We start from the raw sequence: 17,040 nt of genomic DNA on the forward strand, positions 1-17,040 counted from the left end.
GAACGAGAATGAGATCCATGTCTCTATTTACGTTCACTCTTCACTTTCGTTTCCCCTCATTCCCTCCAGTTCCAATTTCCTTTACCTCAAAAATAAAATTACTTTTTTATCCAAATAAACAAAATTTAGATTGTTCTATATGTAAGCGTTTACTAAAATAGAAAGTGTTACTATTTCTAATGTCAGGAGTGGAACTGAAACTGTGCGACCCATCAGCTATCTCCATAAAATGATCATCTTCGGAATCCTGTTAAGCACCCTGCCCATTTTGTTAACGGGAATTGCCGCATTTATCTATTCATCGAACCAAACTGAATTGCATCGTACACAAGCCAACAGGCAGTTGCTGGAACAAATGCAATCCAACGTAGAGCACAAACTCGCTACAGTCAGTTATATGCTTGATCAGGCTCTTCGATCTCCAGTAACCCTCCGCTCCCTGTCTGCTTCATCCTCAAGTCAAGAGAACGGCCCGTTACTTGCCGACAAGCTGCAGAGCGAGTTTCAACATATGAGGTCGTGGGAACCTTTGCTGGATATTACCCTGGTGAATCAATCTCAGAATTGGCTTATTGACCATGCTGGATTATATCGTAATACCGATTTTCCATTGGCACTTCCCATGAAGGATTTGATATCGGATACGCTAACTTCCGGATGGCAGCTCTCCCCTTCATCGGTGTTTAGTAATGATGAGCGTACGCCCGGAACAGGTTGTATTTATCATATTGCCCTTGCGAGGTCTATTCCGAATCTGAATACGTCCTCTGATGCTGCCTTGATTGCCGGAATTCCTGCATGCTCTTTGCAAAATACGTTAGGAGAAGCCTCCATAGACAACACTGCCTCAGGACTGATCATTTTAAATCGGGAACAACGTATCTTGGTGCATCCCGATCCTGTATACATTGGACAACCGTTGTCTGCAATTGGATTAGCGGATCGGGATACGGGGGACAACATAAGCAAACTAACATCCATCCCATTTTCAACGGGCTTTGAAGAACGGGAAGTCAAGATCGCGGGTACGCATTATTCCCTGACCTATAGCCCTTCTACCTTAAAAGGATGGACTTATGTTCTAATTTCACCTACCAACATTCTGACACAAGAATATATCGAGATCGGATTACACACCTTGTATATCAGTATCTTCTTGCTTTTACTTTCATTACTGCTCGCATGGCTCGGCTCCAAACGAATGCATATTCCAATCCGTAAACTTTTAACCCAACTTGGTGACAACCGCCTGTCCAAAGAGAGCATCACTTTCGCTCAGCAATCACCACAGCTGCATGATGAATTCGAACAGATCAGAGCAGGTGTCTCACAATTATCTGCCTCTCGCTCCCAACTGGAGAACACGCTAAATATGCATCTGTTACAGATTCGCACTCATTTTATGATAAATCTATTCCAGGGTAAGAGCCCTGTTCATACTCTTCCTGATACTCTGAATGAATATGGCTATACGCGTCAGGTTCGTGAATGGCAACAAATTGCTGTTATTACACTTCAGGCCGATCTCGTTAATCATACAAAGTATTCAGCTAATGATCGTGACCTCTTATTATTCGCTATTCAAAATATATTGGAGGAAACGGTTGTGCATAACCAACAACTGCTTCCTATTGTACTGGAACATACGGTAGTCACGGTGATTGGGACTGTTGAAAAGGATCACTCTGTTTTTTCACAGCACCTATATGTATTAACAGAACAGTTACAACAGCAGATTGATGAGATTCTAGCTCTTCAGGTCAGTATAGGCTTCAGCCAACCGCACAGCTCCCTATATCACATCCCTCAGGCTTACACAGAAGCCATGGAAGCATTAAAGCATCGGATGAAGCTGGGGACAGGTATTATCTTTCAATATGAGAACATCGATCATTACGCTCCCACTTGGTCTATGACCTACCCGGAATCTTTGGAATATACGTTGATCCAAGCGATTCAAAGTGCGGACGAAGTCCAAGCTTATGCTCTTCTGCATCAGGCCCTGGAAGTGATCTTTGGTATGGAGTGTACACCAGAGGAATATCAGGTGGCCCTTACGAGGCTGCTAACGCATATTTTGCAAATGACTCAGGAATCCGGTATACGACTCGGACAGATCTCCCAAAGCCATGGATCGATGTTTCATGAACTTCATGGTTTGCAGTACGCGTCTGAAGTAGAGGATTGGTTTAATCATCAAGTCATCTTGCCTATCATTCAGATTTTTAAGGGGAGACAGTATGCCCAGTACCAACATATATCCGAGAAGATGATTGCCATGATTCATCAAGATTATGATAAGGATCTGACGCTCGAGGAATGTGCTATGAAGCTTCACTACAATGCCAACTACTTAAGTAGTGTTTTTCGCAAAGAGACAGGCTGTGCATTTAGTGAATATCTAACCAAGTACCGATTTAACATCGCTAAAAAATGGCTGGACGAAAGTGATTTAACGGTAAAAGATATCGCAGCCCGACTTCGGTACAACAATCCGCAAAATTTCATCCGATCATTTCGTAAATGGGAAGGTATCACCCCCGGCCAGTACCGGGAACGTAAGCAGAAAGCAGAAGTGTCGAACAGAAAGTAGACTGTGTATTTCGTGGTTTCATATTTCGTTTTCTGTTGTCTCGAATTTGAATCTAGCGTTGGTTTTATCTCATGGGCAGTTCCTTGATTCAGCTCTACAGCTCCAAGTAGTCGACTGTTTGGTTCAATGCGCTCGAAGCCTTGGATTTATAAAAAAGAAGGAGCAATTATCCTGCTCCCTCTTTTTTTATAAATTTAACTTTAACTACATATACTTCACACGTGGATTTCTTGTATGACAGACAGTGTGATGCTTCCTAGCGCCATTTTAGATGTTAGACAACCTTGTCCGTCTCGATTCCTGATCCCTAGAGCACGTAACAAGCTTATACAATTTATCGCTTATCCTTAGTAATGACTGTTTTCATATTTGGCTGTTCCAGTTGAATCAAAATTTTACCGAACCTTGCTCCCCGCGAGAAAGCCACCATACTACCCTTGTATGTATCTCGGATGTACTTCTCAGCCAGTCTGAGGGAATCCTCATCTGTTGGTAACTCATACGTATTAAGCCATTCTGGCAGCTTCTCAATAACCTCTTTCACCGGTACTTCAAATGAGTTAACTTCTCTCGTAATGATCATGGTGTATGAATAACCCTTCAAATACAGCAACTGTTGAATATATCCCATATCACCGGCCTTATATGAAGAAGTTACACCCAGTACATCCTTAAGTTCATCCATTAGTGTGTGTTCCCTCTGTCCCGCCATAGTGCTTATATACACATACTTCCGGGCACAGTTGATCGCCATCTCAATCGTTTCCCAATCCGACATCGCCGGGCACATGGATGCAAATGCAAAGTCATATTTCTTCTCCCAGCCTTTATCCTGAATAGAGATTTCCTCATATCGTTCTTTTACGATATCGATTTTGGATTCCAGAGCTGAAGGTATTGTTTCTTTCATAAGGGAGACTAGTAACTCAGAAGGTTCCACAGCGGTCACACTTGCTCCTTTTTCTGCAAAAGGAATGGTGAATATACCTGAAGCGGCTCCAATGTCTAAAATGGATAACCCTGCGAACTCCACCCCCTGGTTCTCAATCCAGCCCATAATACGCTCAGACCGCTGTTTTCCTTCTTCAGTAAACGACTGTGCGTGATAGTCTCTGGCCCACCGCTCAAAAGCTTCTTCTGTATTAAATGGTGCGCTTTTCTTCTTATATTTTGAACTTCTCGGACGATTCTTCCATGCCTCTTCCCACACAGAAAGGTTAAATAACAGATCGGTATCCGATAGATTTTTTCCATTAGTCACTCTGCTTCACTCCTTTATATTAAAGACTTCACTTATCTACAATATACTGAATAAAATCATACGTCAATCTTTATTAAGTCCAACTTTCCTTACCTATGCAAAAATCATTTCTTAATAAAATAAAAATAGTCCTACAAATTGCTTGCGCAATCTGTAGGACTATTCAATATACCGGCGAGAGGACTCGAACCTCCACGGTTTCCCACTCGATTTTGAGTCGAGCGCGTCTGCCATTCCGCCACGCCGGCATATACTGGAGGCGCCACCCAGATTCGAACTGGGGATAAAGCTTTTGCAGAGCTGTGCCTTACCACTTGGCTATGGCGCCATATTTTGGAGCGGAAGACGGGAATCGAACCCGCGACCCTCGCCTTGGCAAGGCGATGCTCTACCGCTGAGCCACTTCCGCATAATGGCTGGGGATATAGGATTTGAACCTATGCATGACGGAGTCAAAGTCCGTTGCCTTACCGCTTGGCTAATCCCCATTAAAAATTGAAAAAACAAAGGGGCGATCGAGGGGAATTGAACCCCCGAATGCCGGATCCACAAACCGGTGCGTTAACCACTTCGCCACGATCGCCACAAAAGGTTAATTTTCTAGAAAGTTAATTGGCAGGGGCAGCAGGAATTGAACCCACACCAACGGTTTTGGAGACCGTTGTTCTACCTTTAAACTATGCCCCTAAAAACTGGTGGAGGATGATGGATTCGAACCACCGAACCCGTACGGGAGCAGATTTACAGTCTGATGCGTTTGGCCACTTCGCTAATCCTCCAGGATTACATGGTGCCGGCGAGAGGACTTGAACCCCCAACCTACTGATTACAAGTCAGTTGCTCTACCAGTTGAGCTACACCGGCATATTAAATTATTTTAAAAATGGTGGCTCGGGACGGAATCGAACCGCCGACACGAGGATTTTCAGTCCTCTGCTCTACCGACTGAGCTACCGAGCCATAATAAAGTCTAATCTCATTTCCTTACACTTTATATAGGGCATCAGTGCCATACAGCAGATGTAGTGAACAGTTTGCCTCATGTAAAGATTAAATGGCGGAACCGACGGGATTCGAACCCGCGATCTCCTGCGTGACAGGCAGGCATGTTAGGCCAACTACACCACGGTTCCAGATCACTTTCTCAATGGAAAGTATAATTGCGGGGGCAGGATTTGAACCTGCGGCCTTCGGGTTATGAGCCCGACGAGCTACCGGGCTGCTCCACCCCGCGTCGTTATAAAGGTTAAATGGTGGAGGCTGAGGGGATCGAACCCCCGACCCTCTGCTTGTAAGGCAGATGCTCTCCCAGCTGAGCTAAGCCTCCGAACAACACATTTATGATCATACCATAATCTTGTTGTAAAAATCAACTTCTTTTTTTGAAGTTATTATGACCCGTAGGGGATTCGAACCCCTGTTACCTCCGTGAAAGGGAGGTGTCTTAACCCCTTGACCAACGGGCCTTAATATTATGGCGGAGAGAGAGGGATTCGAACCCTCGAGACGCTTGTGACGCCTACACGATTTCCAATCGTGCTCCTTCGGCCAGCTCGGACACCTCTCCATATGGCTCCCCGAACAGGGCTCGAACCTGTGACAACTCGATTAACAGTCGAGTGCTCTACCAACTGAGCTATCAGGGAATATGCTTCAGAGATCGTTCTCTGAAAACTAGATTCGAAACGAAACACGCGAATTATTACTTGCATATTGGATAAGCCCTCGACCGATTAGTACTGGTCAGCTCCATGCATTGCTGCACTTCCACCCCCAGCCTATCTACCTCGTCGTCTTCAAGGGGTCTTACATACTGGGAAATCTCATCTTGAGGGGGGCTTCACGCTTAGATGCTTTCAGCGTTTATCCCGTCCGTACATAGCTACCCAGCGGTGCTCCTGGCGGAACAACTGGTACACCAGCGGTACGTCCATCCCGGTCCTCTCGTACTAAGGACAGCTCCTCTCAAATTTCCTACGCCCACGACAGATAGGGACCGAACTGTCTCACGACGTTCTGAACCCAGCTCGCGTACCGCTTTAATGGGCGAACAGCCCAACCCTTGGGACCTACTTCAGCCCCAGGATGCGATGAGCCGACATCGAGGTGCCAAACCTCCCCGTCGATGTGGACTCTTGGGGGAGATAAGCCTGTTATCCCCAGGGTAGCTTTTATCCGTTGAGCGATGGCCCTTCCATGCGGTACCACCGGATCACTAAGCCCGACTTTCGTCCCTGCTCGACTTGTAGGTCTCGCAGTCAAGCTCCCTTATGCCTTTGCACTCTTCGAATGATTTCCAACCATTCTGAGGGAACCTTTGGGCGCCTCCGTTACTCTTTAGGAGGCGACCGCCCCAGTCAAACTGCCCACCTGACACTGTCCCCGCACCGGATTACGGTACCAGGTTAGAACCTAGATACGATCAGGGTGGTATCCCAACGTTGCCTCCACGCAAGCTGGCGCTCACGTTTCAAAGGCTCCCACCTATCCTGTACAGATCGTACCCAAATTCAATATCAAGCTGCAGTAAAGCTCCATGGGGTCTTTCCGTCTTGTCGCGGGTAACCTGCATCTTCACAGGTATTAAAATTTCACCGGATCTCTCGTTGAGACAGCGCCCAAGTCGTTACGCCATTCGTGCGGGTCAGAATTTACCTGACAAGGAATTTCGCTACCTTAGGACCGTTATAGTTACGGCCGCCGTTTACTGGGGCTTCGGTTCACAGCTTCGGATTGCTCCTAACCACTCCCCTTAACCTTCCAGCACCGGGCAGGCGTCAGCCCGTATACTTCGCCTTACGGCTTCGCACAGACCTGTGTTTTTGCTAAACAGTCGCTTGGGCCTTTTCACTGCGGCCCCCTCGTGCTATTCACACTACCGGGGCACCCCTTCTCCCGAAGTTACGGGGTCATTTTGCCGAGTTCCTTAACGAGAGTTCTTCCGCGCGCCTTAGAATACTCTTCTCGCCTACCTGTGTCGGTTTGCGGTACGGGCACCATCACCTGGCTAGAGGCTTTTCTTGGCAGTGTGAGATCATGACCTTCGCTACTGTAATTTTCACTCCCCATCACAGCTCAGCCTTACAATGTGCGGATTTGCCTACACATCAGCCTTACTGCTTAGACGGACATCCATCAGTCCGCGTCACTACCCTACTGCGTCCCCCCATTGCTCATAACGGCTTACGGTGGTACAGGAATTTCGACCTGTTGTCCTTCGACTACGCCTTTCGGCCTCGCCTTAGGTCCCGACTTACCCTGAGCGGACGAGCCTTCCTCAGGAACCCTTAGGCTTTCGGCGGATCAGATTCTCACTGATCTTTTCGTTACTCATACCGGCATTCTCACTTGTATAATGTCCAGCGCTCCTTACGGTACACCTTCAACCCTTATACAACGCTCCCCTACCCCTGATGCAAAGCATCAAGCCATAGCTTCGGTGGTGTGTTTAGCCCCGTTACATTTTCGGCGCAGAGTCACTCGACCAGTGAGCTATTACGCACTCTTTCAATGGTGGCTGCTTCTAAGCCAACATCCTGGTTGTCTGTGCAACTCCACATCCTTTCCCACTTAACACACACTTGGGGACCTTAGCTGATGGTCTGGGCTGTTTCCCTTTTGACAATGGATCTTAGCACTCACTGTCTGACTCCCGGAAGTAAGTCTATGGCATTCGGAGTTTGACTGAGCTTGGTAACCCTTGCGGGCCCCGCACCCAATCAGTGCTCTACCTCCACGACTCTGTTTTCCGAGGCTAGCCCTAAAGCTATTTCGGGGAGAACCAGCTATCTCCGAGTTCGATTGGAATTTCTCCGCTACCCCCACCTCATCCCCGCATTTTTCAACATGCGTGGGTTCGGGCCTCCAGTGCGTGTTACCGCACCTTCACCCTGGACAGGGGTAGATCACCCGGTTTCGGGTCTACGTCCACGTACTACATCGCCCTATTCAGACTCGCTTTCGCTGCGGCTCCGGCTCTTCACCTTAACCTTGCACGGGAACGTAACTCGCCGGTTCATTCTACAAAAGGCACGCCATCACCCCTAAAACGGGCTCTGACTTTTTGTAAGCACACGGTTTCAGGTTCTATTTCACTCCCCTTCCGGGGTGCTTTTCACCTTTCCCTCACGGTACTGCTTCACTATCGGTCGCTAGGAAGTATTTAGCCTTGGCAGATGGTCCTGCCGGATTCATACGGGGTTTCACGTGCCCCGCACTACTCGGGATCCGTCTCGGAGGGAACAGACTTTCAATTACAGGGCTTTTACCTTCTTTGGCGGGCCTTTCCAGACCTCTTCGCTTAATCGGTTCCTTTGTAACTCCATGTGAGACGTCCCACAACCCCAAAGAGCAAGCTCTCTGGTTTGGGCTTCTCCGCGTTCGCTCGCCGCTACTGACGGAATCACTATTGTTTTCTCTTCCTCAGGGTACTTAGATGTTTCAGTTCCCCTGGTATGCCTCTACATAACCTATGTATTCAGTTATGAGTAACTGGAAATTACCCCAGCTGGGTTTCCCCATTCGGACACCCCCGGATCAAAGCTTGCTTACAGCTCCCCGAGGCAGTTTCGTTGTTCGCCACGTCCTTCATCGGCTCCTAGCGCCTAGGCATCCTCCGTGTGCTCTTAGTAGCTTAACCATATCGCTCGTGTTCGAGCTGTCACTCCGCTTGTTTTGCTTGCGCAAATCCAAAAGTCGTTCCATTTCGATCACTCGCTCATGCAATCTACCTTATAAAAACACTTCACTTGTTTACACAAGATCAGCTTAAAGGAATGTTCTAATTCGCGTTTGTTTCGTTTCGATATCTAGTTTTCAAAGAACAAGCTCCATGCAAAAGCAAGCTGTTTGAGAGTTTGAGCTCTCAAAACTGAGCAACGAGTGAGTGTTTTGCAGCTAAGCTGCATATTTGAATGTTTCCACGCGGGAAACGATTCTCCATAGAAAGGAGGTGATCCAGCCGCACCTTCCGATACGGCTACCTTGTTACGACTTCACCCCAATCATCTATCCCACCTTCGGCGGCTGGCTCCTTGCGGTTACCCCACCGACTTCGGGTGTTATAAACTCTCGTGGTGTGACGGGCGGTGTGTACAAGACCCGGGAACGTATTCACCGCGGCATGCTGATCCGCGATTACTAGCAATTCCGACTTCATGCAGGCGAGTTGCAGCCTGCAATCCGAACTGAGACCGGCTTTGTTGGGATTGGCTCCATCTCGCGATTTCGCAGCCCGTTGTACCGGCCATTGTAGTACGTGTGTAGCCCAGGTCATAAGGGGCATGATGATTTGACGTCATCCCCACCTTCCTCCGGTTTGTCACCGGCAGTCTATCTAGAGTGCCCATCCGAAATGCTGGCAACTAAATATAAGGGTTGCGCTCGTTGCGGGACTTAACCCAACATCTCACGACACGAGCTGACGACAACCATGCACCACCTGTCTAGCATGTCCCGAAGGAAAGGACTATCTCTAGCCCGGTCATGCTGATGTCAAGACCTGGTAAGGTTCTTCGCGTTGCTTCGAATTAAACCACATACTCCACTGCTTGTGCGGGTCCCCGTCAATTCCTTTGAGTTTCAGTCTTGCGACCGTACTCCCCAGGCGGAGTGCTTAATGTGTTAACTTCGGCACCAAGGGTATCGAAACCCCTAACACCTAGCACTCATCGTTTACGGCGTGGACTACCAGGGTATCTAATCCTGTTTGCTCCCCACGCTTTCGCGCCTCAGCGTCAGTTACAGCCCAGAGAGTCGCCTTCGCCACTGGTGTTCCTCCACATATCTACGCATTTCACCGCTACACGTGGAATTCCACTCTCCTCTTCTGCACTCAAGTCACCCAGTTTCCAGTGCGATCCGGGGTTGAGCCCCGGGATTAAACACCAGACTTAAATGACCGCCTGCGCGCGCTTTACGCCCAATAATTCCGGACAACGCTTGCCCCCTACGTATTACCGCGGCTGCTGGCACGTAGTTAGCCGGGGCTTTCTTCTCAGGTACCGTCACCTTGAGAGCAGTTACTCTCCCAAGCGTTCTTCCCTGGCAACAGAGCTTTACGATCCGAAAACCTTCATCACTCACGCGGCATTGCTCCGTCAGGCTTTCGCCCATTGCGGAAGATTCCCTACTGCTGCCTCCCGTAGGAGTCTGGGCCGTGTCTCAGTCCCAGTGTGGCCGATCACCCTCTCAGGTCGGCTACGCATCGTCGCCTTGGTGAGCCGTTACCTCACCAACTAGCTAATGCGCCGCAGGCCCATCCCCAAGTGACAGATTGCTCCGTCTTTCCAGTTCTCTTCAGGCGAAGAAAACAACTATTCGGTATTAGCTACCGTTTCCGGTAGTTGTCCCAAACTTGAGGGCAGGTTGCCTACGTGTTACTCACCCGTCCGCCGCTAACCATCAGAGAAGCAAGCTTCTCTTCAAGTCCGCTCGACTTGCATGTATTAGGCATGCCGCCAGCGTTCGTCCTGAGCCAGGATCAAACTCTCCAATAAAGTATTGAAAAGAGCGATAAGCTCATTTTGAATCTGACGAGATTAAAAATCTCATTTATGCTTCGAAATCATACAGTCCGAAGACTTGTACCCATTTCTCAGCGTCGATCTTGCAAGCAAGATCGTTACTCACTCGTTGTTCAGTTTTCAAAGATCAAACACGATTTGTTTTACTCTTTTTCGTCTCAACCAAGTTTCGGCGGCGACTTAAATAATGTATCACATTTCGTTTGTTTTCGTCAAGAACTTTTTTTAATTTCTTTTTTTGAAGCTTTAGTTCTTCACTTTTCCTCTAAAGAATTTATCGTTTGTTGGCGATAAGCTCGTTTGAGGAACGAAATATAATGTATCATATATCACGAATGAGAGTCAACATTTTTTTATAAATTATTAAACAAACAAAAAAGGAAGGTTTCCCCTCCCTTTTGTGATCAATATAATGTCAGGCTCTCGGAGAAGATTATGCCTCAATCCAATACCGAATTTCCCGGCCCTCTCCTCCGATCGATGGCCATCCTGCAGATTCTTTTACAATAGAACGAAAGACCAGCTTGCGCAGAACCAATGGCAGATCTTCTCGAACAAACCTTAACTGCGGGTGATGAACCAGTTCATTCATGCTCCACGGCTCTTTGCGACTTCTTAACACACGTAGCAGCAACTCAGAGCATTCACTCATTTTGGACATTACGGAAAACTCACAGGCAAGCAGGACAAGCTCTACTCGCTGCTCCAGCGTCTCGGAGCTTACCGTAAGCTCTTGATATAGTTTCCACAAAGCGCGATCCAGATTCTGTACATGTGTCCAGACGGCATGATCCGGGTATATCCCCTGTTCAATCAATACAATTCTTGCCCAGTTCCCCAGAGCCTCTAATACATTATAGTAGGCATCTACAACATGCCCTTCCTGGATATGGCGCTTAGCCTCCACATACATTCTCAAGAAACTGGTGAATTCATGAAGCAGCTTCTGCTCACGTAATTCTGCCCCAAAGGCAGACAGTTCTTCTCGTAAATCACTTAAGGCGCTGTCTGCTTCCCAGATAATCTCACCTTCAATTAGACACTGGGTGAGATTATGATGATTCCCGGTAACGACACTACTCTGTAACTCATGACGGCTCGCATAGATCATTTGATAACGAAGATCACCATATCTATAATGTCCCACCGTCGACTTCAATTGGTCATCATTATGAACAACAAGTACTAATAATTCAAAATCTTGAACTAGGGAGCCGTGGAATCGCTCTCCCGGGTGGGAATAAGCGATAGCCCCAACTGCCCCCGTCTCTTCCGACTGTTCGGACAAAAAAGCAAGGTTCTTTAATTCCACGATTCCCTCCATACATTTCATGGCAGATAAGCGCCAAGTCAGTTATAATGTAATTCTACATCCAGACTGAAGTTTCCTTCTTTTCCAGGTCCGATACTACTCATACGATAGGAGCATTTTTCATGATTTTTAAATCAGCAAAAATTAATGCTTTTCGCACTTGGGGATTACTGCTGACCATGCTAGGTATGGGCCTAATGATACTGGGAACAGCCGGGATTGTATTCTGGGGACATGCAGGCAAGGTATTCGCAGCTGTAGGACTTGTCATCGGACTGATTGCCATGATGGCCAGTCTGGCCATCTATTTCTGGGCTGGCATGCTCTCTACCAGTGCAGTACAAGTCGACTGCCCGGAATGCGGGAAGTTAACCAAAATGCTGGGCAAGACGGATCGTTGTATGTTCTGTCATACCATCCTCACCCTGGACCCTAATAAGGCCAATACAACCAGTCAACAACTGAAAGCGCCTTCTACAGCAGCTCCCCCCACCGAAGGATAGTACGACTTGATCTCCAACCGCCAGATGTCTTTCACCTTAATTCTATTGAAGAACAAAAAAAGGCCCGGTATCTCTACCGGACCTTTTTTGACTTGGCTTATAAATGTTACTCTTGTTACTGTTGTAACTAGCTAAGATATGAAGTTAAGTTATGAGTCCTAAGGCCAACAAAACGTTTGACTGCACATATGATGATATCAAACGGGAACAACTTTTGACTTTGTGAAGTAAAGGAAGTTAAGCCAGCAGTCAAAACTGGAGCACGAGCAAATTATTTTGAGTGACCAGCCTGTTTCAATACCTCCCACGCAGAAGCATTGGAAAAACTGCGATTCCACGCAGCTACTCCGCCCAGTTTCAACGAAGCAATCAAATCCACACGCGCCTGAAGCGACACGGCATCTTCGATCCATATTTTCTTGGTCGCTCCGTCTTCCTTGTATTCCACATAGTTCTGTCCACTTGCCTGATCCAGTTCAGGTTTGAGTTTCTTTTCTTGAATCAGGTCCACAATGGTATTCATGCCTACCGCTTTGGAAGACACCTTAACCTCTCCTTGATCGTTCGTCTCTTCCGTCCAGATCCGGGTATAAAGCGGCACTGCCATAATCAACTTGTTAGAAGGTACTTCATCTTCCTCAAGTATGCGTCTCATGGAAGCCTCGGTCCATGGAAGAGATGCTACCGAACCTGCTTTGGGACTAGCCGCCCAATGTTCATCATAGGCCATCACAATAACATAGTCGGCAAAAGAACCTAATGCACGGCGATCCAGAAAAGCAGACCACATCTCACTGTTGGATTTCGGTGTTACATCGATTGATAACATCAATCCATGTATGCGTGCCATCGCCTTAATCTCACGCACAAATTGCGTAATATTCGGCCCGTCATCTGTATAGACGTTCTCAAAGTCGATGTTGATACCGTCCAACTGATACGTCTGTGCATACTCTAACATCTGCTCGATAATATGAGTTCGTGTCGCATAAGAAGCTACGGCTTCTTTGGTAATGTCCGGGTCAAAGCTATTATCCATGAGTCCCCATACTTCCATACCTGAACGGTGAGCCCAGTTCACATAAGCTTGATTTCCCTTGCTTTTCACAGTGCCCTGTCCATCTGTAATGTGGAACCATGTGGGGCTGACCACATTCACACCAGGCATTTTACCGATCGAGCCCACATCAGGCTGACGATTGTACACGGCTTCCCAAACCAGGTTTACCGGTTTATTCTGCCACTTCTTCTCTGCTGCAGTCAGTGTATACTTGGGCATGTCCACCTTCTTTTTCTCGGTGAGCGCGATATGATCATTATCTACGTATCCGGCATATCCATTATCGAGTTGAACAAAACTCTGTTTATCACCCGTCTGCCATACACGTACTCGTGCATTCTTTTCCATATCGGCAATGATTGGTGAGGATTCTCCCCCGCGTTTATACAACGGCACCGTTTTGTCCGCTTTGGATGACAACGTATCAATCTCTGCATATTGTATCGTGTCTCCTCCACGCATCAGCAGCACAGCACCTGTTATCGAATCTTCCTGTATAGCTATGCCGTACACTTCCTTCAAAGGTTTGAGCGGAATGTATGCTTCTCCATCCTTAACCTCTGGCTTCACCGTCATAGGATAATCTTTATGATTAAGTTCTGCTTGTGTGCTGCCCTCTTTCATATGAAGGACTCGCTGAGGGGAAGCAATAATGATATCTCCCGACTCTGGTTCATAACGTATGCCCGCATCAATCGCCTCTTGAAGCACCTTTACAGGTAACTTAAGTTGATCTCCTGTACCCGAAGCGTCTCCGTCCATCAGTTGCCCATCCACAAAAATAGGCTGGTTTCTTCCTACCCAATCAGGGTCTTCATGGGTCTGGTTCAACCATACATTCGTTATAAGCCAGTAAGCACCTCCGGCGATCAGACAAGCCCCGAGAAAACCGGGCCAAAATGAACGTCGCTTCTTACCTGTATATCTGCTTTTTCTACCCAAAAACGTCTACCTCCGTTAATTATGCTGAATCATAAGGATGTGCGCATAAGTTGTTATAGAAATGAGCATTTTGCATAAATGCTAAAAAAAAGCGTGAAGAATCCATACTGAATTCTTCACGCTAATATTGTAATTCAACTCTCTTAATCCCTGCAACTTTTACAAACGCCATATACTTCCAATCGGTGACCATGTACTTCAAATCCCGTACTCGATTCCGCTTGAAGCTCTACACTTTTGAGTGAAGGATAGCTGAAGTCTTCAATCTTGCCGCATTGATCACAGATAACATGATAATGATCCGTCACATTGGCATCGAAGCGGCTTGAATTATCTCCGTATGTCAATTCCCGGACCATGCCCGCTTCCAGAAACATCTTCAAATTGTTATATACCGTCGCCACGCTCATACTGGGAAATTGGGGTTCAAGGGCTCGGTAAATTTCATCGGCTGTCGGATGCCCCATGGATTCCATCAGATAGTTCAATATGGCATGACGCTGGGGTGTAATACGGACACCGGTCGTTTTCAGATGCTCCAACGCATGTTGGACACGTGTTGCCATAAAACCCACCGCCTTACCTTTCATTCATTCTCTGCTGAAGAGTATATTGCTTGCTCATCATACAGAGTTGATTCCCGGCCATTAACAACGACAACACATCTTTCGTGTCGTGTAATCTTGCCAGTGTACATTTATTGTACGGCGATTACAAGTTTATTGTCAACGCGGCCGTCAAGGAACCTCTGTAGAATCATCCTGGGAATTTGCTCCGTCTTCGGTCGTCTGTTCCAAATCTTCAGCCGTATCTCCTGCCTCTTGTGTAACTGTATCCGGTGTAGACACAGCGGGATTGCTCTGAATGGTGAGATCGCTGTTGCCTTCGATTTTCACCCTGTACTCGCCCTCACCGAGCTGGCCTTCTATCGTTTTATTCTGTACTTTGAAAGGCAGATCCGTGATTAAATCTCCATAACTGCTGGAACCTGCAAGACTGTAGTCGCCCCGATCAGGCAGTAGCACGTTAATGGCACCTACAGCACTGTATACATCCCAGTCACCTCCGACTTTGGCAGATACAATGTTAATACTGCCATTGAGCGATTGAGCCTTGATTCCCAGGTTGGCACCATCCAGTGTAATATTACCGTTACGTGTCTCTGCCGTGAATTCGCCAACGGAGTCTGCGATACTGATACTTCCCACTTGTGTGGTCAGATCGACATCACCGGAAACGCCGCGTGCCTTCATGTCTCCACGGTTACTATCGAGGTCCACATTACCAATAGCATTTGCAACGATGACATCTCCGTTCAACGTTTTGCCCGAGATATCTCCAACGGCATTGGTAATCCGAATCCGTCCGTTACCTGTTTCGGCGAATATCGTACTAATGGCTTCCGGACGGTTTAGCAATATGGCACCATTGGAAGTTCGAATATCCAGATTAAAGCGACGATCATCGGGAATCGTTATGGTAATATTCATCCGTGGCTGCGTTTTTTCATTTTCTCCATACGTCTTGCCTGTAGCTTTGATATGAATTACTTTCGTACCATCGGTCTCCACAAAAGAAGCATCGGCTACGGCCTTCGCCTGTACTTCCGTCGTCTGATCTACCCAGATAACTGTTCGTACTTCGATCTCCTCCGTGTCTCCCCGTTGCACCGAGATATCCCCGTTCACACCTTCGACCACCAGATCTGACGTATCCATACCAACAGGAACACGAATCGTGCCCTTATCCTCCATATATCCTGCAGCTTGACTGTAGTCCATGGAAGCCGCTCCGAGATTTAGACTCACTCTATTCCATAAGTGCATGTAGTGATCCTGCTCAGTAACAATAAATACAGAAGCCGCCAAAATCAATGAGGTCAGGATGCCTTTGGCATCGGGTCTAAAACGTACTTTTATTGGTTCATCAGGATTACCTGGATTATTGGATTGCGCCTTTTTTCTTCTGCGTGTCCACAGAAACAGAACGATATATTCCACGCCTAAAACAACGAGCAAAAATGGCCACCAGTCCACCATGTCATATACATAGTCAGTTCCCCACCGTTTATCCAAAATCAACAGCACACCGACCGCTATGATTAAGGCTGCAGCCGTATAGCGGCCAACCCGGACTTTACGGTTCATCACGTTCCCTCCTTGTATCGTTTCGATTACATTTTTTTCTTGTTCAACATTACCCAGAACTCACGCCCGAACAGAAGCAACCCTCCTATGATCATGAGAATCGCAAATGAATAACCGCCATACATGGCAAGGATCTCTTGGAACCAGCGTGGTTTGCGGAAGAACAGCACCATCAATGATCCTCCCACAATCAGAAGTAATCCGAATGATATGCCTTTCTCCCAGACCATCATTGCATCTCGTGTAGAACGTTCATTGGATACCGGCTTGTCCGAAGTTGCCTGGGTTACTGCTCTACGTCTGCGCATCATGACCCAATCCGCAGATTGCAGCACATCATATACATTGTAAAAGTAAATAACCGGAATACACAAAGCCAGCAAGATGAGCAATGGCACATTGATCTGTATACCAATGGATGAGAAGTACAACACTGCTGAAAGATCAAGCATAACAAGCAGCATAAAGGTCAAACCCCTCATGTACAATCTCAGATAAATATGACCCAAGCCTGGAATAATGGCACTCAATAACCCAGCAATAAATTTATGAGTCCGATTCCTGACGGGTTTGGTCTGAACTGTACTGGTCTTTTGGTTCGATTGATGTCTCCGTTTCATAACATACTCCTCTCTTCTGAACTGACCTTCCGCTCTTCATGCATTTGGTTAGATAGTACCCTAAAGAGCAAGGAGAGT

Annotated in this window: 8 protein-coding genes, 15 tRNA genes and 2 rRNA genes; 2 read left to right on the forward strand and 23 right to left on the reverse strand. The window is 47.1% G+C overall.

Annotated features, from left to right (window positions below; all coding sequences use genetic code 11):
• Positions 1 to 229: 229 nt before the first annotated feature.
• Positions 230 to 2,593, forward strand: coding sequence for a helix-turn-helix domain-containing protein (locus tag MKX75_RS24440; RefSeq protein WP_339167227.1), 2,364 nt, complete (start codon positions 230 to 232; stop codon positions 2,591 to 2,593).
• Positions 2,594 to 2,927: 334 nt separating this feature from the next.
• On the opposite strand, the gene MKX75_RS24445 is transcribed toward MKX75_RS24440, so the two are convergent.
• The 19 genes from MKX75_RS24445 to MKX75_RS24535 all read right to left on the reverse strand — a co-directional run bounded on the left by MKX75_RS24445 (position 2,928) and on the right by MKX75_RS24535 (position 11,690).
• Entirely contained in the window at positions 2,928 to 3,854 is a 927-nt protein-coding gene (locus tag MKX75_RS24445; RefSeq protein WP_339167228.1) for a class I SAM-dependent methyltransferase, read from the reverse strand.
• Between the two features lie 169 nt (positions 3,855 to 4,023).
• Positions 4,024 to 4,102 (reverse strand) — tRNA-Leu (locus MKX75_RS24450).
• Positions 4,103 to 4,108: 6 nt separating this feature from the next.
• Positions 4,109 to 4,182: transfer RNA gene (locus MKX75_RS24455), tRNA-Cys, on the reverse strand.
• A gap of 6 nt (positions 4,183 to 4,188) precedes the next feature.
• Positions 4,189 to 4,263: transfer RNA gene (locus tag MKX75_RS24460), tRNA-Gly, on the reverse strand.
• A gap of 4 nt (positions 4,264 to 4,267) precedes the next feature.
• Positions 4,268 to 4,342 (reverse strand) — tRNA-Gln (locus MKX75_RS24465).
• A gap of 22 nt (positions 4,343 to 4,364) precedes the next feature.
• Positions 4,365 to 4,437, reverse strand: a tRNA-His gene (locus MKX75_RS24470).
• A 30-nt stretch (positions 4,438 to 4,467) separates the two neighbouring features.
• Positions 4,468 to 4,541: transfer RNA gene (locus MKX75_RS24475), tRNA-Trp, on the reverse strand.
• Between the two features lie 6 nt (positions 4,542 to 4,547).
• Positions 4,548 to 4,633, reverse strand: a tRNA-Tyr gene (locus MKX75_RS24480).
• Between the two features lie 9 nt (positions 4,634 to 4,642).
• A tRNA-Thr gene (locus MKX75_RS24485) sits at positions 4,643 to 4,718 on the reverse strand.
• A gap of 20 nt (positions 4,719 to 4,738) precedes the next feature.
• Positions 4,739 to 4,814: transfer RNA gene (locus MKX75_RS24490), tRNA-Phe, on the reverse strand.
• A 95-nt stretch (positions 4,815 to 4,909) separates the two neighbouring features.
• Positions 4,910 to 4,987 (reverse strand) — tRNA-Asp (locus MKX75_RS24495).
• Positions 4,988 to 5,014: 27 nt separating this feature from the next.
• Positions 5,015 to 5,088, reverse strand: a tRNA-Met gene (locus tag MKX75_RS24500).
• 17 nt (positions 5,089 to 5,105) lie between these two features.
• Positions 5,106 to 5,181: transfer RNA gene (locus MKX75_RS24505), tRNA-Val, on the reverse strand.
• 67 nt (positions 5,182 to 5,248) lie between these two features.
• Positions 5,249 to 5,320 (reverse strand) — tRNA-Glu (locus tag MKX75_RS24510).
• 9 nt (positions 5,321 to 5,329) lie between these two features.
• Positions 5,330 to 5,421 (reverse strand) — tRNA-Ser (locus tag MKX75_RS24515).
• A 3-nt stretch (positions 5,422 to 5,424) separates the two neighbouring features.
• Positions 5,425 to 5,500, reverse strand: a tRNA-Asn gene (locus MKX75_RS24520).
• 67 nt (positions 5,501 to 5,567) lie between these two features.
• Positions 5,568 to 8,493: ribosomal RNA gene (locus MKX75_RS24525) — 23S ribosomal RNA — on the reverse strand.
• Positions 8,494 to 8,798: 305 nt separating this feature from the next.
• Positions 8,799 to 10,351, reverse strand: a 16S ribosomal RNA gene (locus tag MKX75_RS24530).
• Together the 16S and 23S rRNA genes with 15 tRNA genes alongside form the textbook arrangement of a ribosomal RNA operon.
• A 460-nt stretch (positions 10,352 to 10,811) precedes the next feature.
• On the reverse strand, positions 10,812 to 11,690 hold the full coding sequence (locus MKX75_RS24535) for a nucleotidyltransferase-like protein (RefSeq protein WP_076333548.1): 879 nt from the start codon (positions 11,688 to 11,690) through the stop codon (positions 10,812 to 10,814).
• A gap of 122 nt (positions 11,691 to 11,812) precedes the next feature.
• Here MKX75_RS24535 and MKX75_RS24540 point away from each other — a divergent pair, with 122 nt between their 5' ends.
• Entirely contained in the window at positions 11,813 to 12,193 is a 381-nt protein-coding gene (locus MKX75_RS24540; RefSeq protein WP_339167229.1) for a DUF2614 family zinc ribbon-containing protein, read from the forward strand.
• Positions 12,194 to 12,464: 271 nt separating this feature from the next.
• On the opposite strand, the gene MKX75_RS24545 is transcribed toward MKX75_RS24540, so the two are convergent.
• The 4 genes from MKX75_RS24545 to MKX75_RS24560 all read right to left on the reverse strand — a co-directional run bounded on the left by MKX75_RS24545 (position 12,465) and on the right by MKX75_RS24560 (position 16,962).
• The gene (locus tag MKX75_RS24545; RefSeq protein ID WP_339167231.1) at positions 12,465 to 14,195 is read right to left on the reverse strand and encodes a glycosyl hydrolase family 18 protein; all 1,731 of its coding nucleotides are present in this window, start codon (positions 14,193 to 14,195) and stop codon (positions 12,465 to 12,467) included.
• A 143-nt stretch (positions 14,196 to 14,338) separates the two neighbouring features.
• Positions 14,339 to 14,761, reverse strand: a complete 423-nt coding sequence (perR, locus tag MKX75_RS24550; protein ID WP_026081471.1) for a peroxide-responsive transcriptional repressor PerR — start codon at positions 14,759 to 14,761, stop codon at positions 14,339 to 14,341.
• Positions 14,762 to 14,932: 171 nt separating this feature from the next.
• Entirely contained in the window at positions 14,933 to 16,342 is a 1,410-nt protein-coding gene (locus MKX75_RS24555; protein ID WP_339167233.1) for a DUF4097 family beta strand repeat-containing protein, read from the reverse strand.
• A gap of 26 nt (positions 16,343 to 16,368) precedes the next feature.
• The gene (locus tag MKX75_RS24560; protein ID WP_339167235.1) at positions 16,369 to 16,962 is read right to left on the reverse strand and encodes a hypothetical protein; all 594 of its coding nucleotides are present in this window, start codon (positions 16,960 to 16,962) and stop codon (positions 16,369 to 16,371) included.
• Positions 16,963 to 17,040: the final 78 nt, after the last annotated feature.

The organism is Paenibacillus sp. FSL R5-0341, from assembly GCF_037975235.1.
GTDB lineage: Bacteria > Bacillota > Bacilli > Paenibacillales > Paenibacillaceae > Paenibacillus > Paenibacillus amylolyticus_A.

Bases quoted from the DNA above. Each gene is read 5' to 3' on its own strand.
- MKX75_RS24440 (WP_339167227.1), top strand. From the start codon at position 230: ATGATCATCTTCGGAATCCTGTTAAGCACCCTGCCCATTTTGTTAACG.
- MKX75_RS24540 (WP_339167229.1), top strand. From the start codon at position 11,813: ATGATTTTTAAATCAGCAAAAATTAATGCTTTTCGCACTTGGGGATTA.
- perR (WP_026081471.1), bottom strand. From the start codon at position 14,761: ATGGCAACACGTGTCCAACATGCGTTGGAGCATCTGAAAACGACCGGT.
- MKX75_RS24555 (WP_339167233.1), bottom strand. From the start codon at position 16,342: ATGAACCGTAAAGTCCGGGTTGGCCGCTATACGGCTGCAGCCTTAATC.
- MKX75_RS24560 (WP_339167235.1), bottom strand. From the start codon at position 16,962: ATGAAACGGAGACATCAATCGAACCAAAAGACCAGTACAGTTCAGACC.